The following is a 26209-nucleotide window of genomic DNA, read 5'->3' as shown; positions in this document are numbered from 1 at the left end:
GTCTGACGAGTCGCCAGCCGCACAGCCCCACGACCGCACACCAGCCACGGGCGCAGGAGCCTGTCCGTACACCCGACCCCAGCCCACCGCAGCCGTCTCCGAGACAGCCCACGCCGCCCAGCCAGGAGCCTCTATGACCACCCAGACCCCCGCCCGCAGCAACGCCGCCCTCTTTGAGACCGCCCGTGCCGTCATCCCCGGAGGCGTGGACTCCCCGGTACGCGCCTTCGGCTCGGTGGGTGGGACCCCGCGCTTCATCACCTCCGCCAGCGGCGCACGGGTCCGTGACACCGAGGGCCGCGACTACGTGGACCTCGTGGGCTCCTGGGGACCGGCCCTCCTGGGCCACGCCCACCCCGGCGTGGTGGAGGCCGTGCGGGAGGCCGCCTGGCGAGGGCTGTCCTTCGGGGCGCCCACGGAAGCGGAGACCCTGCTGGCTCAGGAGGTGCGCCGCCGGGTACCAGCGGCCGAGCGGGTCCGCCTCGTGTCCACCGGTACCGAGGCCACCATGACCGCTGTCCGCCTGGCGCGCGGGGCCACCGGGCGTGACCTCGTGGTCAAGCTCGCCGGCTGCTACCACGGCCACTCTGACGGGCTGCTGGCCGCGGCCGGCTCCGGCGTAGCCACCGCAGGGCTGCCCGGCAGCGCCGGGGTGCCGCAGATGGTGGCCGCCCAGACCCTCGTCCTGCCCTACAACGACCTCCCCGCCCTGGAGGCCTGCCTGGAGCAGCGCGGCCAGGAGGTGGCCGCTGTCATCCTGGAGGGGGCGGCCGCCAACATGGGCGTGGTGCCCCCGCTACCCGGCTACACCGCAGGCGTGCGACGCCTGACTGCCCAGCACGGCGCCCTCATGATCCTTGACGAGGTGCTCACCGGCTTCCGTGTGGGACCAGCAGGCTGGTGGGGCCTGGAGGCTGTCGAGGGGTGGGTGGCCGACGGGCAGGGCGGTCCCGTGCCCGGCAGTACACACAGTGCCCGCATCTGGCCCGCCAGCACGGCGGAGGCCTCCTGGGTGCCCGACCTCCTGACTTTCGGCAAGGTGATCGGCGGCGGGGTTCCGCTGGCCGCCGTCGGCGGGCGCGCTGACGTCATGGACCTGCTGGCCCCCCTGGGTCCCGTCTACCAGGCAGGGACCCTGTCGGGCAGCCCGCTGGCCACGGCAGCAGGCCTGGCCACCCTGGAGCTGGCTGACGACCAGGTCTACCGGGCGGTTGACGCAGCCTCGGCCCAGGTAGGCCAGGTGGTCTCCGAGGCGCTGAGCGCCCAAGGGGTGGCCCACCGCGTCCAGCGCGCAGGCTCCCTGTTCTCCGTCATGTTCGGGGACAGCGCCGCCAGCAGCGGCGTGCATGACTACGAGGGCGCCCAGGCCCAGGAGACCTGGCGCTTCGCCCCCTTCTTCCACGCCTTCCTGCGGGAGGGCGTGGCCCTGCCACCCTCCGTGTTCGAGGCGTGGTTCGTCTCCGCCGCTCACGACGAGGAGGCGGTGGAGGCCATCGCTGCCGCTGCTCCAGCCGCCGCGCGTGCCGCAGCCCAGGCCCGCCCCGACCGACAGGGCTGACAGGTCGGGACAGCCGTCCCGATCCGGGACAGTTAGCTGCCGGGGTCCCGGACGACGCGCCCGTCGGGCTGTTGGCCACCCAACCCAGACAGTGCGCGACGCACCCACCCCTCCCGGCAACAGAACGATAAATATTTTCCGCACCCCGAGCAGCCGCAGACTACTCCACGTTGACGATAAGCACTAGCCGGCTCCAAACTATTGTCCCCATCCGAGATAAGGCGCCTCACCAGCTAATATCCTGTATCGATTCCTTGCCGCCACCTATTTCCCTATTGAGGCCCCGCACAGCGCAGTACTATGTTTTCTCCCCGGTATTGTCGGACCAGCTAGGACAGGATGCGACCAACTGCGCACCCAGCCGTGTCCCCGCACCCCGAGAGGACCATTATGTCACCCACCTCACCTGCGCATCGCAGCAAGGCCCCCAGCAAAGCCTTCGTCGCAGCTGTGCTCGCCATGCTGCTGTCGCTCACCGGAGCCCTGATGAGCGCGGTACTGCCCACCGCCGCACAGGCAGCAGACAACCCAGGAATCATTGTCAGCGACCTGAGGCTGGTGAAGTCCTCTAACACGGGGCAGGACGACCCCGACGACACCACCATCACGGCAGGCGACGTCCTCCGCCTGTCCTTCACCTGGGACGCCCGCAACGCGAACGCCAAGAGTGGTGATTCCTTCTCTATCGGTCTGCCGGAGGTGTTCCGCAACCGGGAGTTCCCGCTGTCCCAGCCCCTGTCAGTCACCTACAACGGCACTCAGACCACGATCGGCACCTGCGAGCTGGACCAGCAGAACATCACCTGCACCTTCAACGAGCAGCTTGACTCACTGGTGGACCAGGGGTTCAGCGGCCTGAACGGTAGCGGCTCAGCCCTCATCGTGGCCGAGCAGCCCACCGAGTCCAGCACCGCGGACATCAACGCCAACGGGACCGTGCGCACGGTCGAGATCCCGGGCGGCCGGATCGGCGAGTACACAGGCTTCCCCTACTCCCCGGAGTCCCTACGCAAGTGGGCGTCCCCGCTCACCGCTACCTCGACCTCCCTTGACTGGGAGCTGAACTTTGGGACACCAGCCATTGAGGAGGCTCTGGCTGCCGGGGGAAACCCGATCACCGTTGATGGGCAGACAGTTTCTACCATCACGTTCACCGACCGTCTCACCCCCGGCCAGACCTATGACACCACCCTCAGCAACTGGACGCTTGACATCGGGAAGAGCGCAACCAGCGACACCGCGGTGGGCACGGTTACCGACGCCGCCGGCCAGGACCACGACACCTCTCAGGGTAACTTTGACCTGGAGGTAGAGATTAACGGGGACGAGGCTACGATCAGGGTCACCGGACCCTTCGCTCCGAACACCAACTACTCCGTGTACTACTCGTCCTTCCCGACAACGGACAACCAGACGATCCAGGCCGGGGTGGAGTACGAGAACAACGCGACCCTGGCAGGCACCACCCTCGAGTCCAGCTACCTCGTCTACTACACGAGGTCCTTCACCATCGACGTATCCATGGAAGCCGGGTTCGGCGGCCTCAACATCACCAAGCTCCTCTCAGGTGAGGCTGCTCCCCGCGTCCCGGAGGGGACCACCTTCACCGTCGGCATCGACTACACCCTGCCGGGGGGTGCCACGGTGGACACCTACGAGGGCTGGACGGCACCCGGGGAGGTCAATGCTGACCGCACCGGTGGGACGACGACAATGGAGGTGACTCTCGGGGCGATTACCACCTACAACGGGACCTTCCCGGCCGGCACGGTCCTCACCCTGAGCGAGGACCCCACGACGGCCTCCACCACGCCTGCGGGCGCGACGTGGGGTACCCCGGTCTTTACTGTGGGCGGTGAGACGACGACCTCGCTCACGGTCGCCGACCAGACCTCCACGGCCATCACCCTGAGGAACACCGCGGACGAGGCGGAGACCCCGGTGGGGTCGTTCTCAGTGGCCAAGGCCGTTGAGGGCGGTGAGGACCTGACCTCCAAGGAGTTCACCTTCACCTTCACCTGCGACGACGCTGACACCACCACCGGCACCCTTACCGCTACCGGTAACGGGACCGCTGTAGACGCCGACCTCGCCCTGCCCGAGGGCACCCAGTGCACCATCACCGAGGACATCGACGCCGCTCAGGAGGACGGCTACACCCTCACCCCACCCGAGCCACAGACCATCACCATCACTGCCGGCGATCAGACAGCAACCGCCACCTTCACTAACACCTACACGCCGGAGGAGACTCCTGAGCCCACCGAGACTCCCACCGAGACTCCTGAGCCCAGCGAGACCCCCACCGAGACTCCTGAGCCCACCGAGACTCCCACCGAGACTCCTGAGCCCACCGAGACTCCCACCGAGACTCCTGAGCCCAGCGAGACCCCCACCGAGACTCCTGAGCCCACCGAGACCCCCACCGAGACTCCTGAGCCCACCGAGACTCCCAGCGAGCCCGCAACCGAGACTCCCGAGTCCAGCGAGACCCCCAGCGAGCCCGCAACCGAGACTCCCGAGTCCAGCGAGACCCCCAGCGAACCCGCAACCGAGACTCCCGAGTCCAGCGAGACCCCAGCGAGCCCGCAACCGAGACTCCCGAGTCCAGCGAGACCCCCAGCGAACCCGCAGAGCCGGTCGCTACTGAGACGCCGTCGGCATCAGGCCCCGGTGGCGGCACTGCGGGCGGGTCGTCGCAGGCACCAGGAACGCCCGACAACAACCCGACAGGTTCCTCACCGCGCAGCGGGACGCTCGCACGTACCGGGGCGACTATCGGCATCGGTCTTGTCGCGCTACTAGGACTGGGAGCAGGTAGTGCGCTGCTGATCGCTCGTCGTCGCGGCTAGGACGTCGTAGACACCGGCTATTGACGTCAGGCTGGAGGGGGCCGACTCTGACGAGTCGGCCCCCTCCAGTGCTTTCGACCTCCAAACCTCCGCTTCACACCGCCAGAAAAGGCGTTTCCCGTAGAGATCCTGCCCGGCTGTCCTTGTAGACGGAAGTAGCAAAAGCCAGCGGGGGAGAAACGACCGACTCCAGCCTCTCAGCAGCGGGGCCAAGCACCCCGGCAGGGTGAGAGCACACCTGCTCACCTAGCCTGGGCTCCACCACACGAGTACCGTCCCAACCATGCGGGCATCAGACAACCGTCCACCAAGGGCGCTGGGAGACATCGCTCCGGCTCATGCACCACCAAGGCCGAGCACGTCTAGCCCCAGGTCCGCAGGCAGGAAACCGCGCCCCCGGGCAAGCGGGCACGGGTGAGCCCCGCTGCCGCCTTACAGCGGCAGCGGGGCTCATGGTGTGTCCCTGCGCCTCCCGCACGGCCTGCCCGACGCCGCAGCAACGACGAGCAAGGTCGGAGGATCTAGGACGTGCGGTCCAGGTGACGCCCGGACGGTCGTCGGAGTGCTGCCCGTCTCCCGTGCTGACGCACAGACATGGCGTCTCCGGCCTGGGGCGTGGGTGCCAGCGGCGGGTTGACCAGAACGGCGTCGCCGGTGGCGTGATCAGGCTCCAGCCGCCACCCCGGCCTACGCAGCGCGTAGAAGACCAGTGGCGGCAGCCCCAGCACCACGATCACCAGTCCCACCACGAGGGCGTAGCCCATGGTGCTCAGCCCCGTGAACCCGGACGGGCGGACGAACGACAGGACGAACGCCACCGCGCAGGCAAGGAACCCGATGCCAGCCACCAGCCTCATCGCAGGAGTGCGATAGGTACGCCGCACCTGCGGGCGAGTGGTACGCAGGCGGACAGCAGCAGCGAACAGCATCATGTACATAATGAGGTACAGCGCTGCCGCCATGTCGATGAGTGTGACGAAAGCGGTGTTTCCGTTGGGGATGACTACGAACAGCAGCGCCAGGACCGTGACGATGACCCCCTGCAGCATGAGGATCGAACGCTGCACCCCTGCCTGGTTGCGCTTCTGTAGCAGCGGCGGCAGCAACCCCGTTCGGGCGGCAGCCAGCAGACCCTTGGACGGCCCGGCGATCCAGGTCACCACGGAGGCGAAGGCACCCAGGGCGATGAGCAGGGAGATCACCGGCGTGGCCCAGCCCAGGTGCCAGTGGTCGAAGAAGGTCTGGAAAGCCAGGTTGATCCCGTCCACCACTCCGAGACTGCCCTGAGGGACAGCGACGGCGATCGCCAGGGTCGGCAGAATGAAGATCGTCAGGATCAGGGCCGAGGAGACCAGCACCGAGCGGGGGTAGCCGCGCCCGGGGTCAGACAGGTCGTTCGCGTGGACCGCGTTGACCTCCATGCCTGCATAGGCGAGCACGTTGGACACGACAAGCACGATGGAGGCTAGGCCCGTCCACGGCGGGAGTGCGGCCGAGGCCGTCAGCGGCGTCTGGGAGGGTGCCCCGGTCACCAGCCAGGCCGCACCCAGGACCACCAGCACCACTGCCGGGAACAGGGTCCCCACAATCCCGCTCCACGACCCCACCGTGGCAAAGAGGTTGCCGCCAGCCAGGGCGACGAGCGTGGACACCCAGTAGAGGACGATGATGACACCAGCCACGTAGACGCCATTGCTGGCCAGCCAGCCACGGTTAATGACGTAGGACAGGCTCACGGCGATGAAGGCGATCTGCGTGGGGTACCACACGACGTTCTGCACCCACTGCAGCCAGATGGCCACGAAGCCCCAGCGCTCACCGAAGGCCTCACGCACCCAGATGAACACGCCGCCCTTCCAGCCGGTAGCAAGCTCGGCGGACACCAGGGCCGTGGGCACCAGGAAGAAGACTGCGGGAATGACGTAGAGCACCACCGAGGCGATCCCGTAGCCGGCCATGGCAGGAAGTGAGCGCAGCGAGGCGACCGCCACCACGGTGAGCACGGCCAGGTTGAAAACGGACATGCTGCCAGGAGCGGCAGAACTGCGTGTGCTGCTGGACATGTCAGCCTCCTCAGTGGTGGAAGGCCGCCGGGCGGCCTTCCACATGGGGCAGAGGACCGCCGAGCCGATCGAGGTAGGTGACCTCGGCACGCATGTCCTCAAGGAGAGCGTCGGCCAGGTCACGGCTGAGCCCGTTACGCACGACGATACGCTGCACGGTGAGGTCAGCGAGGTTGTCCGGCATCGGGTAGGCCGGAACCAGCCAGCCCTTCATCCGCAGCCGGTCGGACAGGTCGTAGAGGTTCCACCGGTCCGTGTGGTCGGCGCGCAGCCGCCAGGCGAACACCGGGATGTCAGAGCCGTCGTTCCACAGCTCGAAGGGACCCATCTGCGCTATCTCCCCGGCCAGGTAGCGGGCGACGTCGCGGCTGTTGGCCTGCACTCTGCGATAGCCGTCAAACCCGAGCCGCAGGAACATGTAGTACTGGAGCAGCACCTGGGCGCCGGGACGGGAGAAGTTGAGCGCGAAGGTCGGCATCTGGCCTCCCAGGTAGGACACTTCAAAGATCAGTTCCTCGGGCAGCGCAGACTCCTCACGCCACACAACCCACCCGATACCAGGATACACAAGTCCATACTTGTGCCCAGAAGTACTGATAGATGCAACCCGGTTAATGCGGAAGTCCCATTCCAGGTCTGGTTGGACGAAGGGGGCAATCATTCCTCCCGATGCAGCGTCAACGTGAATGGGGACGTCCAGTCCTGTGCGCTCCTGGATAGCGTCCAGCGCCTGCGCGATCTTGGCCACCGGCTCATACATTCCGGTGTAGGTCACGCCCATGATCGCCACGACGCCGATGGTGTTCTCGTCGACGTAGTCCTCAAGCCTGTACCCGTCGAGGACCTTGTGGTCCTCACTGATCGGGACCAGGCGCGGCTCCACGTCCCAGTAGTTGCAGAACTTCTCCCAGCACACCTGAACGGCGCTGGACATGACGAGGTTGGGCCTGTCAGCCGGCTTGCCAGCCGCCCGGCGGGCGTTGCGCCACCGGCGCTTGAGGGCGAGGCCACCGAGCATGCAGGCCTCGGAGGAGCCGATCGTGGAGGTGCCGATAGCGCGCCGGGGCTGCGGGGCGTGCCACAGGTCGGCGAGCATCGTCCAGCAGCGCGCCTCGATCTCGGCCGTCCTGGGGTACTCGTCCTTGTCGATCATGTTCTTGTCAGCCGCCTCCAGGTAGAGGCGGCCAGCGTGGTCGTCCATCCAGGTGCTGACGAAGGTGGCCAGGTTCATCCGGGCGTTGCCGTCGAGCATGGCCTCGTCGTGGACCACCTGGTAGGCGGTCTCTGGAAGCGCCTCCGACGCCGGGAGGCGAAACTTCGGAAGATCATGCGCCTCCCCAGGTCGAGCAAACAGCGGATTCAGCTCGCTTCTGTCCGGATCAGAACCGGTATAACCGTTCAGTATTGACCGTGACATGTCGAGTTCTCCTCTCGGTAGACGACGTAGGCCTATGGAATACCACGGCGTCGTTTCGAGCACCACTCACATGCGGGCACAACCCTGAACTTGCAACCTACTCAGCTGTCCCGAAAACCAGGTGCGACAACTTCTCCACCTTTGGCGATTCTTTTACCTCCGAGGCACCCGACCCGAGAACCCCAGCACCGGGAGCCTGCACCGCTCCCCACCAGAGCAGAGCCACTGCTCCCGCTGTCGCACGTCCTCAGCCAAACGAGCCCGGACACGACACAGCGGTCGCTGCCGCCCGACTACATCGGCACGGCAGCGACCGCTGCTAGGTTTCCGGGGCTCTGCCTCCTGGACCTGGATCAGGCCTCCTGGGACGCTCCCTGACTTGCCTCAGACTTCTCAGCCTCGGCAATCTTGGCCTTGACCTCCTCCATGTCCAGCTCACGCACCTGGGTGATGAGAGCGTCCAGGGCGGAGGCGGGCAGGGCTCCGGCCTCCCGGTAGACCAGCACGTCGTCACGGAAGACCATGAGAGTCGGGATAGAGGAGATCCCCAGGGCCGAGGCCAGCCCCTGTTCCGCCTCAGTGTCCACCTTGGCGAAGGTGATGTCCGGGTTGGCCTCCGAGGCCTTCTCGTAGACGGGACCGAACCGCATGCACGGACCGCACCAGGACGCCCAGAAGTCCACCAGAGTGATGCCCTCACCGTGGATGGTGTCCTTGAAGTCAGCGCCGGTGATGTTCGTGGTAGCCATAGGAGAACCTTTCTAGTCGCGTTCCTCTGACTGGCGCAACATCACCTGCTGGCAGCCTATTCCACAGGCCCGGCGGCCCGACCTCGCTACCGGGCCTCCTGCCACCCCCGCCGCATGAGTGAGACGAGCCGCTGCTGGGCCGCCGCCCCTTCTGCAGCCCTCCCGCTCCCGGAAGCCACACCACCCCCAGCGCCCTGCCCCGGCCCGGCCGTGTCGCACCGCCCGACCGTCCCGTCACCGCGCGCAGCGCCGTCCTCGGCACCCCTCTGGGCGCCCTCCACCGCTCCAGCGACCCAGGCCGACGCCAGCGCGGCCTGGTAGAGCGTCGCCGCATCGACGTCGACACGCGCCACACCCTCACGCTGCGCCGTCTCCAGGAAGCCTCTCGTCATCTCGATCACTTCCTCGCAGGTGGGGGACAGCGGGGACGAACCGCTGACGTAGGCGTCCCGCAGCGGCTGCGGCAGGCCGTCATAAGCGCGCATCCACTCCCCGACCGCCTCCAGCCACTGCTCCAGGGCCTCACCGGAGGACCCGGCTGCGGCTTCAATCTCCTGGCGCCTGCGCGCCAGGTCGGTGAACCGGGCCTCCAGGATCTCGCTCAGCAGGTCCTGCTTGGTGGGAAAGTGGCGGTAGAGAGTCCCTGCCCCCACCCCGGCACCCTTGGCGATGACGTCCATCGGGGCCTCGAGTCCCTCCCTGGCAAAGACCTGCTCAGCCACGACGAGGATCCTCTCCCGGTTCCGCCGCGCGTCAGCACGCACGCGACGCCGCGCGCTCTCAGACACCGCGCGCGCACCCAGCCGAGCCGGATCAGACATGGATCACACTCCTGCTTCATTGATAAACGGAGAGCCTCTCCATATTGTTTGCTGCGGAGATACTTACCATCGTAGGCGAATGGAGCCCCATGATGCCGCTACGTCCTGCCGCTCCTATCACACCCCAGGCCCTGCGCCGGGCACTGTCCAGCTATCCCACCGGAATCGTGCTGGTCACCGCTGTGGACGACGACGGAGCCCCGCTGGCATGCTGGCCAGCTCCTTTACCTCGGTGTCGCTGGAGCCGCCGCTGGTGTCGGTCTCCTTCGCCCGGACCTCCACCACCTGGCCGCGCCTGCGCCAGGCCCCCCTCCTGCGCATCAGCGTCCTGGGCGCCGAGCACAGCGCGCTGGTGTCACAGCTGGCTGGCCCCAGCGCCCAGCGGTTCACCGGGCTGGAGTGCGCGCTGCGTGACGACGACGCCTCCCTCCTGGGGTCCCCCGTCACCCTGAGCGTGGCACCGGAGAGGGTGATTGAGGCCGGGGACCACGACATCGCCCTCATGCGCGTCCTGGCGATCGACCAGGATGGAGACGTCGACCCCCTCATCTTCTATGCACGTGGGCTGCACCACTTGGCAGCCTGAACACCGACCAGCACCTCAGGAGCACCATGACCACGACCTCACGACAGATGATCCTCGGCATGCACCTGGGCACCGGCTACGGCTCCCAGGCCAACGCCTGGCGCGCCCCCGGCGTGGACCCAGCCGCCTACACCGACATCGAGGCACAGGTCCGCTACGCCCGGGCCGCAGAGCGCGGCACCATCGACTTCCTCTTCCTGCCGGACAACCTCGCGATCACGCCCTCCATGGGCGAGGGCATCCCCCAGGCCACCATCGACCCGGTGGTCACGGTCGCGGCCTTGGCCCGCGAGACCTCACGAATCGGGTTCGTCGTCACTGGCACCACCACCTTCAACGAGCCCTACAACATCGCCCGCCAGTACAAGGCGCTTGACGTCACCACCCACGGCCGCTTCGGCTGGAACGCGGTGACCACCGCGGACCCAGCCGCCGCCGCCAACTTCGGGCAGACTATCGCCGAGCGCCCCGTGCGCTACGGCCGGGCGCACGAGGTGATCCAGGCCGTCCAGGCCCTGTGGGGCAGCTGGGGCGAGGAGGCCTGGACCCGGGACAAGGACTCCGGCCGCTTCGTCGACCTGGACCAGGTCCGCCCGGTCGGCCTGCGCGGGGAGTACATCGCCTCACAGGGACCGCTGCCTATCCCGCCGTCCGAGCAGGGCCAGCCGGTCATCTTCTCCGCCGGGGGCGGGGAGTACGGCCTGACCATCGCCGGACGCTACGCCAGCGGGGTCATCGGGGCAGCCTTCACTATCGAGGACGCCCGGGCACAGCGTCGGGCCGCCCGGCAGGCCGCGCACCGGTACGGTCGCAACCCTGACGAGGTCAAGTTCTTCGCCGGACTCATGCCCCTGATCGGCAGCACCGTGGAGGAGGCGCTGGCCCGCAGGCGCCACCTGGACGAGGTCAGCGCCCCCCGCCGGGTCCCCTACCTGGGTGCCATGCTGGGACTGCCCCTGGAGCCGGAGCAGGTTGACCGGCCGCTGACCGACGCCGAGCTGGCCGACGCCCGGCCCAGCGGGTTCGACCCGCGCTCCCAGCGCGCCCTGGAGGTGGCTCGGCAGGGCTGGACCATTCGGGACATCCTGGCCCACGGAGTCATCGACTACCACCCGACCCCGGTTGGACCGCCCTGTGTGGTCGCCGACTACATGCAGGAGTGGTTCGAGGCAGGAGCCTGCGACGGGTTCTGGGTGTCACCCGACGTCAACGAGGACGGGATCGACACCTTTGTCGATGAGGTGGTCCCGATCCTGCGTGAGCGCGGACTGTTCCACGAGGACTACCAGGGGACCACGCTGCGTGAGCACCTGGGAGCACCCGCCCAGTACGGCCTGGACCCGCGCGTCTGGCAGGAGGCGTCCTAGTCCGGGGCACCGCACGGAAGCGGCTGGGGCCGGGCGCTCTCAGACCCTCATCTCGTCCACGACCAGCTCGGCGAGCTCGACGGCGTTAAGGGCGGCCCCCTTGCGCAGGTTGTCACCCACGACAAACATCTGCAGGCCACGCCCTGGGGCGCAGGACTGGTCGGCGCGAATGCGTCCCACGAAGGTCCCGTCGCGGCCCGTCGCCCTCAGCGGGCTGGGTACGTCCTCAACGGTGACACCCGGGGCCGCCTCCAGCAGCTCGCGGGCACGCTGGGGCGTGATCTCACGCTCGAACTCGGCGGTCACGCTCAGCCCGTGTCCGCTGAACACGGGCACGCGCACGCAGGTGCCCGCGACCAGCAGCTCGGGGATACCCAGGATCTTGCGGGACTCGTGGCGCAGCTTCTGCTCCTCGTCGGTCTCCCCGGAGCCGTCACCCGCGTCGTTGCCCGCCCAGGCCACCGCGTTGAAGGCGATCGTGTCCACGTAGACCTCGGGACCAGGCAGCTCCACGGCACCCCCGTCCCGGGCCAGCCCCTCCAGGTCCTGGCCGACGGCCGCGCGCACCTGGCTGGCCAGCTCGGCGACACCTGCCCGCCCCGAGCCGGAGACGGCCTGGTAGGTGGAGACCACCAGGCGGGTGAGCCCGGCCTCCTGGTGCAGGACCGCGAGCGCGGGCATGGCTGCCATGGTGGTGCAGTTAGGGTTGGCGATGATGCCCTTGGGCCGCTCCCCCAGGTCATGGGGGTTGACCTCGCTGACGACGAGCGGCACCTGGGGGTCGCGCCGCCAGGCCGAGGAGTTGTCCACCACGACGGCACCCGCAGCCGCGAAGCGCGGGGCGTGCTCACGCGAGGCAGCAGCACCTGCGGAGAAGATCGCCACGTCGATACCGCTGAGGTCAGCGGTGGCGACGTCCTCGACCTCCACCTGCGCGCCCCGGAAGCCCACGAGAGTCCCGGCGGAGCGGGCGGAGGAGAAGAAACGCACGCCACGGGCCGGGAAGCCGCGCTCCTCCAGCATGGCGAGCATGACCCGCCCCACCTGGCCGGTCGCTCCGACCACGGCGAGGACGACGCCGTCAGCCGGGCCGACGTAGGTGTTGACAGAAGTGGTGCTGCTGGTCATGGGTGTGCTCCTAGGTGTGCTGGCTGGTAGTCACCGAGCGTAGCGGGCGCGGTGTCGCGGCGAGGCAGGCCGGGTACAGAGGCGGCGTACAGGCTGGGGGCAACGGCCTGCCTGAGGCTGGCAGGTCCTGCTCACCGGCCGGTGCCCCCGTACACGACTGCCTCGGTGTCCTCGGCGTCCAGGCCGAAGGCGGAGTGGACGGCGCGCACGGCCTCATCGAGGACACCGTCGTCGACCACGACCGACAGACGGATCTCGGAGGTAGAGATCATATGGATGTTGATACCCGCCTGGCTGAGCGCGCTGAAGAACCGGGCGGAGACCCCCGGGTGGGAGCGCATACCCGCTCCCACGAGGGAGAGCTTGCCGATTCTGGGGTCGAAGTGCAGGGACCGGAAGCCCAGCTCAGCCTGGGCAGCCTCCAGGGCCGCGCGGGCCGAGGCGGAGTCGCCGTCGGGGCAGGTGAAGGAGATGTTGGTCAGCCCGGTGCCCTCGGCGGAGACGTCCTGGACGATCATGTCGATGTTGGTACCCGCGCCGGCGACGATGGCGAAGATACGGGCGGCTGCGCCGGGGACGTCGGGCACACCCACCAGGGTGATCTTGTCCTGGCTGCGGTCGTGGGCGATACCGGAGATGACGGGGGCTTCCACGGGGTCCTCCTTAGCGGACGGGCGGGGCGGGCCTGGGCCCTGGCGGCGATAGCGTGGCGGTGGGCGGTGTCAACGACGTCAGCGGTGGCAGCGCCGTCCAGGACCGTACGTCCGGGGCGGGTAGCCGGGGCAGCGCCACCAGCAGCCGAGCCTGCGGCTTGGGCTGTTGGGACTGCTGGAGCCACCGCGTCTACCGAGACTGCTGCGTCTTCGGAGTCGACAGCTGAGTCCGCAGCCACGACGTCGTCGATCCCGGCAGCGACCACGGGGGGCACGAAGACGTCACGGCGGGTACCGTCGTAGATCCAGGTGCCGGTCTTGTCCGAGAAGGAGGAGCGCACGTGAAGGGGCACCCCGAAGCGGCGGGCGTACTCCACGGCCCGCAGGTGGAGGATCTTGGCACCGTGGGCGGCCAGCTCCAGGGTCTCCTCGCTGGACAGGGCCTCGATGCGCCTGGCCGTGGGCACGATGCGCGGGTCGGCGGTGAACAGGCCGTCCACGTCGGTGTAGATCTCGCACACGTCGGCGTTGAGGGCCGCCGCCAGGGCCACCGCCGTGGTGTCGGAGCCGCCACGGCCCAGGGTGGTGACGTCCTCAACCTCGTTGATCCCCTGGAAGCCCGCCACGATAGCCACAGCGCCAGCCTGGACCGCACGGGCGACACGCTCGGGCAGGACGCCCACGATCGAGGCCCGGCCGTACCGGGAGTCGGTGAGGACCCCAGCCTGGGCTCCGGTGTAGGCCTGGGCCGGCACGCCCAGCTCCCCCACCGCCATGGCCAGCAGGGCCATGGAGATGCGCTCGCCCGCGCTGAGCAGGATGTCCATCTCGCGTGCCGGGGGGTCCGTGGTCAGGGCGCCGGCCATGTCGAGTAGGTCGTCGGTGGTGTCACCCATGGCGGACACCACGACGACGACAGTGTTTCCTGCCTCACGCGTGGCGACCACGCGCCGGGCGACACGGCGCATCGCCTCGATGTCGCTGACGGACGATCCGCCGTACTTCTGGACGACCAGTGCCATGCGGGCTGCTCCTCGAGTCCGGTACCACCTGCGCTGCCGCGTCGCGGCGGGCGCAGCAGCCGCGCTGGTACGTCCCTGGACGTCCGGGGACGGCCGGGGGTGTGAGGGCTTGCAGTGCCCTCACCGCGGACGGCGCCCACAGCGGCGTGGCCTGGGCACAGCCTACGTCGCCTCCGTTACGCCCGGGTGTCGGCAGGGGCACCCGCCATATGATGAGTCCATGAGCATCCAGGCCTGCGGGGTCACCCGGTCCTTCGACTCCGTGCCTGCGGTGAGTCGGCTGAGCATCTCGGTGCCCAGCGGCAGCGTGACCGGTCTGGTGGGGCCCAACGGCGCGGGCAAGACCACGCTCCTGCTCATGCTGGCCGCCCTGCTGCGGCCGGACTCCGGATCCATCAGGGTCGCGGGACTGGACCCTGTCACCCAGCCACGTGAGGTGCACCGGGCCGTGGGGTGGATGCCCGACACCTTCGGCACCTGGGACTCCCTGACCTGCACGGAGATCCTCATGACCTTTGCCGCCGCCCAGGGTCTGGACTCCCGCACCGCCCGGGACCGCGCCGACCAGATGCTCTCCCTGGTCTACCTCTCCGACATGGCCCACACCCCCGCGCGGGTCCTGTCCCTGGGTCAGAGGCAGCGCCTGGGCCTGGCCCGTGCCCTGGTCCACAGCCCTCAGGTGCTGCTGCTCGACGAGCCCGCCTCCGGCATGGACCCCCGCTCCCGGGCCGACCTGCGTACCCTGCTGCGCGACCTCGCCTCCCAGGGCACCACCGTCCTGGTCTCCAGCCACATCCTGTCAGAGCTGGAAGAGGTCGTCGACGGCGTCATCTTCATGGCACACGGATCCGCCCTGGCCCCGTCCTCCCCGACAGGCTCTCCGAGAGGCGCGCCAGAGCTGCCTTCGGAACCCCGGGCAGGGACCTTGGCGACGGGACCGGAGGCCAGCAGCCCGCAAGCCGGGGAGAGCGGGACGCAGGGCAGCACCGTCGTCCCCGTGCCGCTGGAGCGGACCTGGCGGATGCGGGCGCTCAACACCCTCGCGCTGGCACGCTGGGCGCAGGAGTCCCTCCCGCAGGCACGGACCACCCCGGAAGGTGCCCTGCGCCTGGCCGTGGCCGACGACGCGGCGGCGGCCCGCCTGCTGCGCAGCGCCCTGGAGGCAGGGGTCGAGGTGGTGTCCTTCGCCCCGGCCGGAGGCGGGCTGGAGGAGGCCTACCTCAGCCTGGAGGAGGAGCGCCGATGAGCTGGTCGGGGCTGCGCACCATCGTCGTGCTGGAGCTCAGGCGGCGGGTCCGGGCCACCCGCTGGCAGGTGATGCTGGCGGCCTGGGGCACGGTGCTGCTCCTCATGGTCCTGGGACTGGGCAGCGCGGCCGTAACCTCCGGGACGGGCCTGGCGGCGGTGGCCCCGCTCCTCTACGACACGGTGCTGTGCTTCGTCCTGGGCGTGGGGCTGATCGTGGCCCCGACGCTGTCGGCCACCTCCGTCAACGGAGACAGGGCCGACGCCACCCTGGCGCTGGTCCAGGCCACGGCGCTGCGCAGCCGGGAGATCGCGGTGGGCAAGCTCGTGGCCGCCTGGCTGGCGGCCATAGCCTTCCTCGCGGTGGCGCTGCCGTTCCTGGTGGTCCTGGCTGGCCTGGGAGGGGCGACCTGGCAGGTCCTCCTGGGACACCTCCTGGTGCTGGTGACCACGCTGGGGGCTGTCTGCGGGATCGGCCTGGGATTCTCCAGCCTGGCCGCACGGACCTCGGCCTCCGCCGTCCTCACCTACCTGGCGGTGGCCACGCTGGTCATCGGCACCCCCATCGTGCTGACGGCATCCTCTGCCGCCGTCCGGGACGACCAGACCGTGGTCCACTACCGGATCGACTACGGCGCCTCTACGAGCACCCAGACCGTGTGCGCCGCCGAGCCTAGTACCCGCACCGACACGATCTTCCGCACGGAGCGGATATGGTGGATGGTAGCCCCCAACCCCTTCGCCGCCCTCAGCGACGTCTCCGCCCGGGAGGGCCGCAGCAGGGACCGTAGCCAGGAGACCCCGCTGGCGGAGCTGGGTCAGGCAGTAAACCGGATGCGTGTCCCCTCGCCCTCACAGGTGGTCTACGACGACTGCTCCTCGCCCTCCGACCCCGCTCCAGCCAGGGCTGGCCGCGCCAGGACCAGAGACGTCGCCTCCAACCTGTCGCCCTTCTGGCCGACCACGCTGCTGGTCCTCCTGGTACTGGGGTGGGGGGCGACAGAGACGGCCTCCCGCGAGCTCGCCGTCCCCGCCGGGCACCTTGCCCGTGGCATCCGCATGGCCTGAGGCGCGTTGGTCCGAAGAAGCCTGGACCAGCCGCCCATCCCAACGCACCTGGGCTCGGGACCGCCACCGCAACCTGCTCGGGTGCCCTCGTGCCCTCAACCCGGCACCTGTGGGCTCAGGCCTCGACCTGGACCAGCTCCGTGCCGGTGAGGTCGTAGTCACCCATGGCCACCGCGCGCACCGCAGGGTCCTCGTAGGTGGAGTAGTAGTAGGTGCTCGTGCGTGAGGAGAAGCCACCGGTGTAGACGGTAATCTCGTAGCGTCCGTCACCCATACGGGCCGCGCCGTCGATCATGGCCACCCCCGCCAGCGAGTGGAACAGACGGCTGACGTTGTCCTCCTCGGTGGTCTTGGTCGGGTAGTGGGCGTTCAGGTAGGCGGCGCGCACGAACCGAGAGGGCGAGTAGTAGTCACCTGGCAACCCGCGCATGCCACCGCCCGAGCCGTAGGGCACCAGCCGGGAGCTCGCCCACGTCACCGGGTCGGGCACGTCGCTGACCACGTTGAGATAGCTGCGGACGTTCTCGGCGTGGTAGGCGAACCCAGGCTGGTTCGCCAGCACGTCAAGGTCGTCGTGGAACACCTGGAGGCCCTCGGCGGTGTGCTCCACCACGATCGACCGGGTGGAGTCACCGATGATCCAGTGCAGCATGGAGGAGGGCAGATCATCGTTGACCGGACGGTCCACCACGACCGTGCTGGCCAGGGCCTCCTCGACCTCGTCAACCGAGGCGAAGCCCGCGGCCACCCACAGCGGGAACTCGTAGGCGGCGACACTGGTCATGCCGCCGACAGGACCAGTGGCGTACTGCGCGTAGCCAGGAAAGTTCAGTCCCGCGACCGCCAGCCCCTGGTTATTGGCGGCGTCGAAGTAGAGGGGGACGTCGTCGACGACGATACCCATGCCAATCACCGGGTACCTGATCTCCGGGACAGCCCCAAAAGGCGATCTGGGCCCGTAACCAGTGGGTGTCACGACCACACGCTGGCCGTAGCCCTGGCTCCAGTCCAGGTTGCGACCGAAGTACATGTGCCCCTGGACGTCAGAGAAGCGCAGCGCTGTACACATCATGACTCCTTGTCCCCAGGTAGGACATCGTCCCGTGGATAATAGGTTGAACCGTATACCCGGCTCCTCCCGCAGGACGCTGCTCACAACACGACGTCAGCAGACTGAGACACGGACACCGTCACGCTGTGACCTGGCAAGCGGACCTGGCTGCCAGCCCCCCGGGCCGCGCAGCCCCAGGACAGGCAGGCGCCGCCTCACTCCTCCACGCGGCGGCGCCCCTCGAAGGCCCGGCCCAGGGTGACCTCGTCGGCGTACTCCAGGTCGCTGCCCACCGGCAGTCCTGAGGCCAGACGGGACACGGGCACGGACATTGTGTGCAGCATGCGGGTCAGGTAGGCAGCCGTCGCCTCCCCCACCACGTCAGGGTCAGTGGCCAGGATGACCTCCTCGACCTGCCCGTCACCCAGCCGGGTGAAGAGCTCGCGCACGCGCAGGTCGTCGGGCCCCACCCCGTTGATCGGGTCGATGGCCCCGCCCAGGACGTGGTACAGCCCCCGGTACTCCCGGGTGCGCTCGATTGCTACCACGTCCTTGGGCTCCTCCACCACGCAGATGACCCGGGGGTCGCGCCTGGGGTCGCGGCAGACGGCGCACCGGGCCTCCTCGGCGATGTTGCCGCAGGTCTCGCAGAAGCGCACGCGGGCCTTGACCGCGCGCAGCGCCTCAATAAGGCGCTCCACAGCCGCGGTGTCCGCCGACAGGACGTGGAAGGCCATGCGCTGGGCGGACTTCGGCCCCACGCCGGGCAGCTCCCCCAGCTCGTCGATAAGGTCCTGGACGGCACCCTCGTAGACAGCAGGCATCTCAGTACCCCTCCTGGGTCACGGTGACCTCCTCGATGACGGTAGCGCCCAGAACCCGCTTGACGACCTCCAGGCCGACCACGCCGGCGTCCTCGGCGTCCTCGTCATCCTCACTGGGGGTGTCCTCCGCCAGGGCGGAGTGGTCGTCGGGCTCCTGGGCGGCTGCACGCGCGGCCGCCATAGCAGCCGCAAGCCTGGACCCCGCAGCGCCGGTGGGTGCCCACGTGTCGTCGGCCCCGTCGCGCTCGGCAAGTGCGCCCTCGGCAGCGGGTTCCTCCTGGTCCCCGGGCTCCTCAGGCAGGGGGACCCCGTCAGAGAAGGTCTGCGCCGGCTGTGCGGGCCCGTCCCAGGTGACCGGAGCCAGCCCCAGCGGTGGGCGGGAGGGCCTCTCGCCCACCTGGTCAGAGACGTCAGCACTAGCCGCAGACGGGCCAGGGCCTGACGGGCCAGGGCTGGCGGCAGCAGGCAGGTCCGGCAGGGCGTGCAGGCGACGGACCGGAGCCAGGGGAGGCTCCTGGAGGGCAGACTCCTGGGAGGAGGCTGGGGACGGCGGGGACACGGACGACGGGGGCGGCGAGGAGGCCCCGCCCGCAGGGACCCCCGAGACGGGCTGACGGGTCCGCCCCGTCAGCTCCGGGGCCGAGTGCACAGCACCTCCACCTCCCGGCACGGCAACCGGCCCCCAGCCGTCGTCAGGGTCTGGTACCGAGGCCCCTGGCCCGGGAGTCCACGCGCCTGCGGCACCGCCGTAGGCCTCGCCCCGGGTCCCTTGACCAGCAGGAGCAGGCTCTTCCTGGACGCCGTCGGCACCTGCCACCGGGTCCCGGCCCTGCCCGGGGGGTTCCGGAAGCCGCACAGGCGGCTCCTCCGGGGGGAGCGGGGGCTCCTGGTCCTCCCGGGCACCCTGGTCAGCAGCCCGGGGCATCCCCTGGTCGCGACTGGCCACAGGACCGGCCGCACCGGCCTGAGAGCGGTCCCAGGCGACCGGGGCGGCGCCCGCACCGGCCTGGGTACTGTTCCAGTGGCCGCTTCGGGAGCCGCCGCCCCCGGGGCCGTCACCGCCGACGAGGACCGCGTGCACGTCAACCTGGAGCCCGAGGGCCTGGTGGATCGCAGCGGACAGGACCGGGCCGTGGCCTCCGTTCTCGAAGGCTCCGACCAGCCCCGGAGCGGTGAACAACAGGGTGAGGGCACCCTCCCGCAGGGACCCCGGCTGGGAGTTCGGCCCCACCAGGGCCCAGGTCGCGCGCCGGGAGCGCTTGGCCGCCTCCAGGACCTCCTCCCAGCGGGTGCGGATCATCTCCGCCTCCGCCGCTCCCGGCGCTCCTTGTCCGTCACCGGGGCGGGGTGGAGAGGGTTGGGAAGCCGAGAGGGGCTCCGTGGCGCCAGGAACGGCACCTGGAGACGTCTGCGTGCCCTGGCCCTGGACCGCCTGGGGCGCCGCCTCGGCTTCCGAGGCTGACGGTGGCGCTGTCGGCGCAGGGGGGACCGGGGAGGCCGTCGGCGCAGAAGCACCCGGCGTGGACGTCGGCAGGGGGCGCACGGGCTGGCCCACGGCGGGAGCCTGGCCGTCGGCGGAGGGTGCCGCAGCCCCGGGAACAGCCCCGGGCAGAAGGAGACGGGCCATGAGCAGCTCCAGCTGCAGCCGCGGTGAGGTGGCCCCCACCATGGAGCCCAGAGCCTGGGAGGTGGTGTCCGCGGCACGCGAGAGTGCCGCGGCCCCCAGGGTGCGCGCCTGGGCCTCCATCCGCGCCAGCTGGTCGGCGGGGAGGGAGCCGAGCGCAGGCCCTGCCTGCGAGCCAGCCAGCGCGATGACCAGCAGGTCGCGCAGGCGCTGGAGCAGGTCCTCCACGAACCGGCGGGGGTCGTGCCCGGAGGTCACCACCCGCTCCACCACCCGGAAGACGCCGCTGCCATCGGCTGCGGCCACGGCGTCCACACACTGGTCCAGCAGGGTGGTGTCGGTGTAGCCCAGGAGGGCCACGGCCCGCTGGTAGTCCACGCTCCCGTCAACCGCGCCGCCGATGAGCTGGTCCATGACCGACAGGGTGTCGCGCACGGAGCCGCCGCCGGCACGCACCACCAGGGGAAAGACACCCGGCCCCACCGAGACCCCCTCGGCATCGCACAGCTGGCCCAGGTAGTCCTCCAGGACGTCGGGCGGCACCAGCCGGAAGGGGTAGTGGTGGGTACGGGAGCGGATCGTGCCGATAACCTTGTCCGGCTCAGTGGTGGCGAAGATGAACTTCACGTGGGTCGGGGGCTCCTCCACCAGCTTGAGCAGGGCGTTGAAGCCTTGGGCGGTCACCATGTGAGCCTCATCGAGGATAAAGACCTTGTAGCGGTCCCGGGCCGGGGCGAAGGCGGCTCGCTCCCGCAGGTCCCGGGCATCGTCGACGCCGTTGTGGCTGGCAGCGTCGATCTCGACGACGTCCAGGCTACCCGGGCCGCCGGTAGCCAGGTCCCGGCAGGAGGGGCACTCCCCGCAGGGGGCGTCGGTCGGCGCCTGCTCGCAGTTGAGGCACCGGGCCAGGATGCGGGCCGAGGTCGTCTTCCCGCAGCCGCGGGGGCCGGAGAACAGGTAGGCGTGGGTGACACGGTCCGCGCGCAGCGCTGCCATGAGCGGGGCAGTCACGTGGTCCTGTCCGATGACGTCCTGGAAGGTGTCGGGGCGGTAGCGGCGGTACAGGGCGGTGGTCACGCTCCGACTCTAGACGGCTTGGCTGAGCCTGTGCGGCGCGACGGCCCCGGACACGACAGTGCGGGCGCACCTGGCAGGCCGCCGGGCACTGCGGCACCCGGGGGCTGCTGCTTCTTGCTGCCCCCCGGCCTCCTGGTGCCAGGACGTGAGGACCCCTCGCGCACCCGTCAGAGCCTCCTTACCCTTGCTACCTTCCGGTCCTGGGGGGATTCGCAGGATGACGCCGCACGAGGGGCCGGGTGGCAGCATAGCGGATATGCACCGCCGTCGCACCTGGGAACCGGCGCCGACGGCGCCGTGACCGATCGCACGTGCAGCCGGTCGTAGGCAACTGGCAGCGGCTGGCGAACCTCGGCTATGCTCACGTTCCGTCGCGCAGCACGCCCGTGAGAGCGAGAGCGCCTGTGAGACCTGGAGGATTCGCCTAGTGGCCTATGGCGCACGCTTGGAAAGCGTGTTGGGTGCAAGCCCTCGGGGGTTCGAATCCCCCATCCTCCGCCACCATGACAGTCCCCCGTCGGCCCCGCCCACGGGGGACTTACTTTGCCGCCGGTCAGCAGCCGTGGTAGCCATTCCCGGACGTGAGACGGTGTCGCAGCCTGGTGGCAGCATGGTCTCGCTCCCCCGCCTTCCTGGGAAACCAGCCACCGTGATGAGAGGAATAGGGCACGTGCGACGCAACCCCGAGCTGAGTGTGCTGGAGATCTGTGCGGGTGCGGGCGGCCAGTCCTCCGGGCTGGAGGCGGCCGGGTTCAGCCACCGCCTGGCCGTGGAGATCGACCGGGACGCGGCTGCGACGCTACGGCTCAACCGCCCCTCCTGGCACGTCCACGAGGGGGACGTGCGCGACATCAGCGGGCGTGACCACAGGGGCATCGACCTCCTGGCCGGCGGGGTGCCCTGCCCACCGTTCTCCATCGCCGGTAGGCAGCTGGGGGCCGACGACGAGCGCGACCTCTTCCCGGAGGCGATCCGCCTGGTCCGTGAGGCTCGTCCCTCCGCAGTCATGCTGGAGAACGTCAAGGGGCTGGCCTCCGCACGCTTTGCCCCCTACCGGCAATCGATCCTTGCCGCCCTCGACACCATGGGCTACGACGCCGACTGGCAGCTGCTAAACTCCAGCGAGTTTGGCGTCCCCCAGTTGCGGCCCCGGTTCATCCTCGTGGCGATGCGACGTCGCAGCCGCCGCCGGTTCGAGTGGCCGCGCGCGTGTGGCACCCCACCCACGGTCGGTGAGGTACTCGGCCCGCTCATGGGCTCCCGCGGGTGGCGGGGAGCTGAGGCCTGGGCCAGGAGAGCCAACAGCATTGCACCCACGCTGGTCGGCGGCTCCAAGAAGCACGGCGGGGCCGACCTTGGACCCACACGAGCAAAGCAGGCCTGGCTAGCGCTTGGTGTCGACGGGAAGGGGATCGCCGACGCCGCACCCGCAGCAGACACACCGGTGGACCACATCCCCAGGCTCACCAACCAGATGACGGCCCGGCTCCAGGGCTTTGACCCGGCATGGGAGTTCGCCGGACGTAAGACCTCAGTCTACCGGCAGATCGGCAACGCCTTCCCGCCACCGGCCGCCGAGGCGATAGGCAGGTCAGTTGCCGAGGCGCTGGGGGCTGTGCCCAGCTGGGGCACAGGTACAGGCGGGCGGTTGCGGGCAGTCAGCTAGACCCCTGCCGCACACTGCTGACCTACTGGCGAGGCAGCAGCGGTGCAGGGGACACTACCGCCTCACCCGGTGCAGCGAGACGACCGTTGGCGGCAGCTGTAGCAGGACGTTGGGCTGCATCGGCGCGTCCCGAAACAGCCAGGTGACCTGTGAACGGCCGTGAGCACTCAGGCTCGTCTTACGGTCCCGGTTCACGCTCATGCGCCGGTTCTCCTCCGTGGCCCGCACCACCCCAATACTCCACGCCGCTCTGCGGTCAGCAGCACGGCCGCCGTCCCTGTGCCGACACCGCCCCGCCCAGCCCGGGATGACGGCAGGCCGACGCCCGCGCTACACTGCGCACCATGACGACCTCGACGCCTCAGGCCCGCACGATGACAGTGCGTCCCCTCAGCGCGGGTCGAATGCGCATGCGCTGACAGCGCCAGCCGTCGCTGTCCGTCCACGTAACGGCCAGAGTCCGGGCGGAGCCCTGCCCCCGCCCGTCGTACTCCGCGGAGGAGCCCCGGTGCGCTCCGTGTTTATCTCCTGCCCGCCCCTCACGCCAGCCACCCGCCGTCCGCGGACTCGCGCAGCCGCGTACGCCAACAAAGGTGGCTCGACCCAGGACGCACGCATGCCACTGACCACACCACCGACCACCGCCACCCAGCCCGTTACTCACCCTGTTACCCACACCGTCACGCAGCCCGCCGCCCCGACCATCTCACCTCTCGGTCTCAGGCCAGGGCGGGGAGGCCCCAGCCAGCACGCGCCCGGGCTCGGCCACTACCCCCCTGCGACGACCACGCCGCCCGCCGACTTCGACCTGGTCCGCGACCGCCGCGGGACGGCCAGCCTGAAGTGGGACTTCGCCTCCCAGCGCGGACGCCCCGAGGACGCCCTGCCCCTGTGGGTGGCTGACATGGACCATGCTACCGCGCCCTCGGTCGTCAGCGCGCTGCTGTGGCGCACCCGCCACGGCGTCTTTGGCTACTCCGAGCCTGACGCCGCCTACCACACCGCCCTGGTCGGCTGGATGGCCCGCCGCTACGGCTGGAAGGTGGACCCCTCCTGGAACACAGTGACACCCGGAGTGGTTCCCGCCCTGGCCCTGGCGGTGCGGGCCTGCACCGCCCCGGTGAGGCGGTCGTCATCGAGGAGCCCGTCTACTACCCCTTCCGGGAGGTGGTGGAGGCCAACGGCCGCGTGGTAGCCAGCGCGCCGCTGGTCCAGGACACCCGGGGCCGCTACCAGCGGGACCTGGCCGCCCTGGAGGCCACACTGCGCACCTCGGGCGCCCGCCTGCTGATCCTGTGCAACCCGCACAACCCGGTGGGCCGGGTGTGGACCCGCCCCGAGCTAGAGGCCCTAGCGGCCCTGGCCCACCGCTACGACGTCACCGTCGTCTCCGACGAGGTGCACGCCGACCTGGCCCTGCCAGGCCACGCCACCACCCCCTTCGCCTCCCTGGACGAGGAGACCTCGGCCAGGACACTGACCTGCACCTCCCCGTCGAAGTCCTTCAACCTGGCCGGGCTGCAGGTGGCCAACATCCTGGTGAGCAGCCCCCTGCTGCGGGCCGCCTTCCGGCGCGAGCTGGCCGCGACCGGCTACTCCCAGCCCAACACCCTGGGACTGGTGGCCTGCCGGGCCGCCTACGAGTCGGGGGAGGCCTGGCTGGACTCCCTGCGAGACCATGTCCAGTCGGCACGCGAGCACGTGGCGCAGCGCCTGGAGACCGTGCCCGGGGTGAGCCTGTGCCCGGCGGAGGGCACCTACCTGCTGTGGCTGGACTGCCGCGACCTGCTGGAGCGCACAGGGCTGGGTGCCAACGACCTGGACCCAATCATGACCTACCAGGCCGGGCTGTGGCTCGACGACGGCCGCATGTTCGGCGCCGGCGGGGAGGGGTTCACCCGGCTCAACGTGGCCTGCCCGCGCGTCACCCTCGACGACGCCCTGGACCGCCTGGAGGCGGCGGTGTCCGCTCTGCTGGCCGAGGCCAACCACGGCAGACGGCTGTCCGCCTAGCCCTCCCTGCCATCCCTTCCGTCGCCAGCCGCCTTGTGCCCGACCTGGGGCGGCCCCGGGCCGACATCGCCAGCCCGCAGGCATGACCCCTACCGCCCTCATGCGACGCCCCGCCACCACAGCGACCACCACACAGGAGAGCACAGCCATGACCGAGCCCCTGAGCAAGCCACTGCCTGAGCCACTGGCTAGCCAGCAGCCCGCCTGCCGCACCTTCCCGTCCACCACCACCCGACCACCCCGCCCGCCGACGACCCGCACACCGCCAGGCTGCACCTGGAGACGCTGCTGGTCCAGGCGGGCACCGGCACGGACCCGGCCACCGGGGCGGTCACCACCCCGATCCACCTGTCCACCGCCTACGGGCACCCAGGGCTGCAGCAGTCCACCGGCTACGACTACACGCGCACGGCCAACCCCACCCGCGACGTCCTCCAGGACGCCCTGGCGCAGCTGGAGGGCGGGACGGCGGGCTTCGCCCTGTCCTCAGGCATGGCGGCCCTGGAGCTGGCGGTGCTGACTCTGGCGCCCCACGGCAGCCGGGTCGTGGCCCTCCAGGACCTCTACGGGGGGTCCTTCCGCTACCTGGAGGTCCTGGACGAGGAGGGCTCCTACACGGTGGACTTCGTGGTGGGTATCGAGGGGCTGCGTGCCGCCCTGGCCACGCCTGCCTCCCTGGTGGTCATCGAGTCGCCCACCAACCCGATGATGACGGAGATCGACATCCGTGAGGCGGCGCAGCTGGCCCACGCCGCCGGGGCCAGGCTGGTGGTGGACAACACCTTCCTCACCCCGCTGCGCCAGCGGCCCCTGGAGGAGGGGGCGGACCTGGTGGTGCACTCGGCCACCAAGTACCTGGGCGGCCACAACGACGTCATGGCCGGGGTGGTGGTGGTCGGCGACAACGACCTGGCGGAGCGCCTGAGCTATCGACTGAATACTACCGGAGCCACGCTGGGCCCTTCGACTGCTTCCTGCTGCTGCGTGGGCTCAAGACGCTGGCGCTGCGCCTGGAGCGTCACGAGGCCAACGCCCGCGCCGTGGTGGCGGCCCTGGAGGCCAGCCCGGCGGTGGCCCGGGTGCTCTACCCGGGGCGTTCGGGGATGGTCAGCGTCGAGCTGGCGGAGTCGGTGGACGTGGCGGCCTTCCTGGGGGCGGTGCGGGTGTTCACCTTCACGGAGTCCCTGGGCGGGGTGGAGTCCCTGGTGACCTGCCCGGTGGCGCAGACCCACATGGACGTGCCCGAGGAGGTGCGCGCCGCCTACGGGCTGACGGACCGACTGGTGCGCCTGAGCGTGGGCGTGGAGCACGCCGCGGACCTGGTGGCGGACCTGGAGCAGGCCCTGGAGGCGGCGCAGGAGTGACAAAAACCGTGCGCCACTAGACAGTCACGATCCAGTCACGTAGCATCACGGTGTGGATATA

18 protein-coding genes, 1 tRNA gene, 1 other RNA gene and 2 pseudogenes are annotated in these 26209 nt (G+C 69.8%); 11 read left to right on the top strand and 11 right to left on the bottom strand.

Translation table 11 applies throughout. The features are described from left to right. The first annotated feature begins 133 nt into the window (after window positions 1-133). A complete protein-coding gene (hemL, locus tag D5R93_RS00875) occupies window positions 134-1558 on the top strand; it encodes a glutamate-1-semialdehyde 2,1-aminomutase (RefSeq protein ID WP_120203216.1) in 1425 nt (474 codons plus the stop codon). A gap of 390 nt (window positions 1559-1948) precedes the next feature. Further along, window positions 1949-4363 (top strand): DUF7926 domain-containing protein, encoded by a 2415-nt coding sequence (locus D5R93_RS00870; protein ID WP_279221372.1) that lies wholly within the window; start codon window positions 1949-1951, stop codon window positions 4361-4363. A gap of 568 nt (window positions 4364-4931) precedes the next feature. Here the strand turns inward: D5R93_RS00870 and gadC are convergent. From gadC to D5R93_RS00850, 4 genes are all read right to left on the bottom strand, one after another. After that, the gene (gene gadC / locus D5R93_RS00865; RefSeq protein WP_205570068.1) at window positions 4932-6473 is read right to left on the bottom strand and encodes a glutamate/gamma-aminobutyrate antiporter GadC; all 1542 of its coding nucleotides are present in this window, start codon (window positions 6471-6473) and stop codon (window positions 4932-4934) included. Window positions 6474-6483: 10 nt separating this feature from the next. Then, window positions 6484-7890, bottom strand: coding sequence for a glutamate decarboxylase (gad, locus tag D5R93_RS00860; RefSeq protein WP_120203213.1), 1407 nt, complete (start codon window positions 7888-7890; stop codon window positions 6484-6486). A gap of 353 nt (window positions 7891-8243) precedes the next feature. After that, entirely contained in the window at window positions 8244-8639 is a 396-nt protein-coding gene (locus D5R93_RS00855; protein WP_119836766.1) for a thioredoxin family protein, read from the bottom strand. An 86-nt stretch (window positions 8640-8725) separates the two neighbouring features. Continuing rightward, window positions 8726-9460 (bottom strand): TetR/AcrR family transcriptional regulator, encoded by a 735-nt coding sequence (locus D5R93_RS00850; protein ID WP_120203211.1) that lies wholly within the window; start codon window positions 9458-9460, stop codon window positions 8726-8728. On the opposite strand from D5R93_RS00850, the gene D5R93_RS00845 reads away from it, so the two are divergent. Together D5R93_RS00845 and D5R93_RS00840 are read left to right on the top strand one after the other, a co-directional pair. Further along, complete coding sequence (locus tag D5R93_RS00845) at window positions 9459-10046, top strand: flavin reductase family protein (protein ID WP_341466838.1); 588 nt, start codon at window positions 9459-9461, stop codon at window positions 10044-10046. The two genes, D5R93_RS00850 and D5R93_RS00845, sit on opposite strands and share 2 nt — an antisense overlap. A gap of 26 nt (window positions 10047-10072) precedes the next feature. Further along, window positions 10073-11413, top strand: a complete 1341-nt coding sequence (locus D5R93_RS00840) for an NtaA/DmoA family FMN-dependent monooxygenase (protein WP_120203208.1) — start codon at window positions 10073-10075, stop codon at window positions 11411-11413. Window positions 11414-11452: 39 nt separating this feature from the next. Here D5R93_RS00840 and D5R93_RS00835 read toward each other — a convergent pair whose 3' ends face one another. Further along, window positions 11453-12541, bottom strand: a complete 1089-nt coding sequence (locus D5R93_RS00835; RefSeq protein ID WP_119836769.1) for an aspartate-semialdehyde dehydrogenase — start codon at window positions 12539-12541, stop codon at window positions 11453-11455. Window positions 12542-12672: 131 nt separating this feature from the next. Beyond that, window positions 12673-14216: pseudogene (locus D5R93_RS00830) on the bottom strand (aspartate kinase). A gap of 220 nt (window positions 14217-14436) precedes the next feature. Between D5R93_RS00830 and D5R93_RS00825 the strand changes: the two are divergent. After that, entirely contained in the window at window positions 14437-15462 is a 1026-nt protein-coding gene (locus tag D5R93_RS00825) for an ABC transporter ATP-binding protein (protein WP_119836771.1), read from the top strand. Continuing rightward, a complete protein-coding gene (locus tag D5R93_RS00820; protein WP_120203205.1) occupies window positions 15459-16529 on the top strand; it encodes an ABC transporter permease in 1071 nt (356 codons plus the stop codon). The genes D5R93_RS00825 and D5R93_RS00820 overlap by 4 nt, the downstream gene beginning before the upstream one ends. A gap of 115 nt (window positions 16530-16644) precedes the next feature. Here the strand turns inward: D5R93_RS00820 and bsh are convergent, their stop codons facing one another. The 4 genes from bsh to ffs all read right to left on the bottom strand — a co-directional run bounded on the left by bsh (window position 16645) and on the right by ffs (window position 21345). After that, window positions 16645-17601, bottom strand: coding sequence for a choloylglycine hydrolase (bsh, locus tag D5R93_RS00815; protein WP_205570066.1), 957 nt, complete (start codon window positions 17599-17601; stop codon window positions 16645-16647). A gap of 194 nt (window positions 17602-17795) precedes the next feature. Then, on the bottom strand, window positions 17796-18404 hold the full coding sequence (gene recR, locus D5R93_RS00810; protein ID WP_119836774.1) for a recombination mediator RecR: 609 nt from the start codon (window positions 18402-18404) through the stop codon (window positions 17796-17798). A 1-nt stretch (window position 18405) separates the two neighbouring features. Beyond that, complete coding sequence (locus D5R93_RS00805; protein WP_120203202.1) at window positions 18406-21105, bottom strand: DNA polymerase III subunit gamma and tau; 2700 nt, start codon at window positions 21103-21105, stop codon at window positions 18406-18408. Window positions 21106-21249: 144 nt separating this feature from the next. Next, window positions 21250-21345: signal recognition particle sRNA small type (gene ffs, locus D5R93_RS00800), an RNA gene on the bottom strand. A gap of 173 nt (window positions 21346-21518) precedes the next feature. Here ffs and D5R93_RS00795 point away from each other — a divergent pair. Both D5R93_RS00795 and D5R93_RS00790 read left to right on the top strand, forming a co-directional pair. After that, a tRNA-Ser gene (locus tag D5R93_RS00795) sits at window positions 21519-21606 on the top strand. Window positions 21607-21775: 169 nt separating this feature from the next. Beyond that, the gene (locus D5R93_RS00790; protein WP_243106856.1) at window positions 21776-22771 is read left to right on the top strand and encodes a DNA cytosine methyltransferase; all 996 of its coding nucleotides are present in this window, start codon (window positions 21776-21778) and stop codon (window positions 22769-22771) included. Between the two features lie 54 nt (window positions 22772-22825). Here D5R93_RS00790 and D5R93_RS00785 read toward each other — a convergent pair whose 3' ends face one another. After that, window positions 22826-23080 carry a NaeI family type II restriction endonuclease gene (locus tag D5R93_RS00785; RefSeq protein WP_120203200.1) on the bottom strand — a complete coding sequence of 85 codons (255 nt, stop codon included), beginning with the start codon at window positions 23078-23080 and terminating at the stop codon, window positions 22826-22828. A 307-nt stretch (window positions 23081-23387) separates the two neighbouring features. Between D5R93_RS00785 and D5R93_RS14890 the strand changes: the two genes are divergently transcribed. The 3 genes and pseudogenes from D5R93_RS14890 (at window position 23388) to D5R93_RS00775 (ending at window position 26148) form a co-directional block, all read left to right on the top strand. Beyond that, complete coding sequence (locus tag D5R93_RS14890; protein WP_423243306.1) at window positions 23388-23966, top strand: beta C-S lyase family protein; 579 nt, start codon at window positions 23388-23390, stop codon at window positions 23964-23966. Continuing rightward, entirely contained in the window at window positions 23942-24784 is an 843-nt protein-coding gene (locus D5R93_RS00780; RefSeq protein WP_423243305.1) for a MalY/PatB family protein, read from the top strand. Before D5R93_RS14890 ends, D5R93_RS00780 begins: the two co-directional genes overlap by 25 nt. 204 nt (window positions 24785-24988) lie before the next feature. Next, window positions 24989-26148 (top strand): annotated as a pseudogene (locus D5R93_RS00775) (PLP-dependent transferase). The last annotated feature ends 61 nt before the right edge of the window (window positions 26149-26209 follow it).

Source organism: Actinomyces lilanjuaniae, from assembly GCF_003606385.1.
Classification (GTDB): domain Bacteria; phylum Actinomycetota; class Actinomycetes; order Actinomycetales; family Actinomycetaceae; genus Actinomyces; species Actinomyces lilanjuaniae.
The sequence above is the reverse complement of the archived record's forward strand: the minus strand, read 5'-3'. Positions and strand labels throughout refer to the sequence as shown.